We start from the raw sequence: 334 nt of genomic DNA, 5'->3' as shown, positions 1-334 counted from the left end.
TATTCAATCTGTGGGTAGACTACTGCGTAAGGAAAGAGATTCTGGTAAAGTCACGATCCTTGATAGGCGCATAGTAACGAAGCGATACGGAAAGTCCCTACTCGATTCACTACCGCCTTTTAAAAGAACAATAAAATACTAATATCCCCTGCCCTTGAGGTAGTTATGGGCCTTCATCGCTAGGCCCTTGCATTCAAAACCCAACATGACTAATCCATAGATTTTTCATGTGGCTGCCCTATCAGCCGATAACGAGAACACTAGCTATTTATGGAAATGATTGAGCCAACCATGTTGGTCATACTTGCTCTGGTTGCATTTGCAGCAGGCTTTA

1 protein-coding gene is annotated in these 334 nt (G+C 43.1%); it reads left to right on the top strand.

Annotated elements, in window-relative coordinates; all coding sequences use genetic code 11:
* The coding region (locus AB4512_RS22905) for a helicase C-terminal domain-containing protein (RefSeq protein ID WP_372175829.1) at positions 1 to 142 on the top strand (142 nt) is incomplete at its 5' end.
* Positions 143 to 334: the final 192 nt, after the last annotated feature.

Source organism: Vibrio sp. 10N.222.52.B7, from assembly GCF_041474275.1.
Lineage (GTDB): Bacteria > Pseudomonadota > Gammaproteobacteria > Enterobacterales > Vibrionaceae > Vibrio > Vibrio crassostreae_C.
The sequence above is the reverse complement of the archived record's forward strand: the minus strand, read 5'-3'. Positions and strand labels throughout refer to the sequence as shown.